Origin of the sequence: Desertihabitans aurantiacus (assembly GCF_003344635.1) — a bacterium.
Classification (GTDB): Bacteria; Actinomycetota; Actinomycetes; order Propionibacteriales; family Propionibacteriaceae; genus Desertihabitans; species Desertihabitans aurantiacus.
This window is the reverse complement of record NZ_QPKK01000504.1, coordinates 1-1,204: the sequence shown is the minus strand read 5'-3', so window position 1 is coordinate 1,204 and position 1,204 is coordinate 1. Positions and strand designations below refer to the sequence as shown.

Annotated in this window: 1 protein-coding gene; it reads left to right on the top strand. The window is 75.9% G+C overall.

Annotated elements, in window-relative coordinates; all coding sequences use genetic code 11:
• Positions 1-1,204 (top strand): metallophosphoesterase family protein (locus tag DVA66_RS20535; RefSeq protein ID WP_114561587.1); only part of this gene is annotated, 1,204 nt, incomplete at both ends.

The following is a 1,204-nucleotide window of genomic DNA, read 5'->3' as shown; positions in this document are numbered from 1 at the left end:
CACCGACCCCGCCCCCGCGACGTCCACCCCGCTCGAGCCCGCCGGTGCCCGGCTGGGTCGCCGCGGCTTCCTCGGCCTGGCCGGCGCCGGCGGTCTGCTCGGCCTGACCGGCGCGCTCGGCACCGCGCCGGCCGTCGCCCGCGCCGAGACCGGGTCGCTGCGGTTCGTGGTGCTCACCGACACCCACGCCGACGTCGACGTGCCGACCAACCTCGACAACCTGCGCCGGGTGTTCACCGCGGTCGAGGCCGAGCAGCCGGCGTTCGTGCTGAACTGCGGCGACATCACCGAGTACGGCGCCGTCGCGGAGTACGACGCCTACCGTGCCACCGTCCCCGACACGCTGTGGCCGCTGCTGCAGCACGTGCCCGGCAACCACGAGGCCCGCTGGGACCCCACCGCCGGTGCGGCCTACCGGGCCGTCTTCGGCCCGCCGAGCTTCTCCTTCACCGCCGCCGGTCTGCACGTGGTGGGCCTCGACCCGACCCAGGTGCTCCAGGAGCCGGGGCTGTTCGGGCCGGACCTGCTGGGGTGGCTGGCCGACGACCTGGCCGCCGTCCCCGCTGGCACCCCCAGCCTGCTCTTCCTGCACTACCCGCTGGGTGGGCGCAACCTCTACGTCAACGACACCGAGGCGCTGCTGGAGACGATCGAACCGTTCGACGTCCGCGGCGTCTTCGCCGGGCACGTGCACCGCGAGGAGGTCACCCGCGTCAACGGGCTCACCCAGGTCACCGGACGCGCCACCAAGGGCAACCCCGTCTACTACCGCGTCGAGCGGGTCGAGGACGCCACCGGCCCGGTGCTGCGGGTGACCCGGGTCGAGGTGGCCCCGGACGGCAGCACCCGCTCGGCCGCCTACGCCGTCATCCCGCTCACCGACCCGGGTGCCGACCTCGGCCCGCTGCGCCCCCGGGTGCGCGAGGACGGTGACCGGTTCACCCTCACCGTGCCGGCCCTGCGCGGAGTGCAGGAGATCGGCGCGAGGATCTACCCGCAGGGTGTCTTCGGGGGCACCGACGACACCCCGCCCACCCCGCTGCGGCGTCGCGGCCGCGGGCTGTTCTCCGGCGAGCTGCCCGCCGGCGCCCTGCCCGCCGGGACCCACCGCGTCCAGGTGCAGGCCCGGGCCGCCGACGGGCGGCTGTGGGAGACCACCGTCCCGGTCGAGCGGGCCGGCGACGCGCTGCCGGTGCTCTGGTCG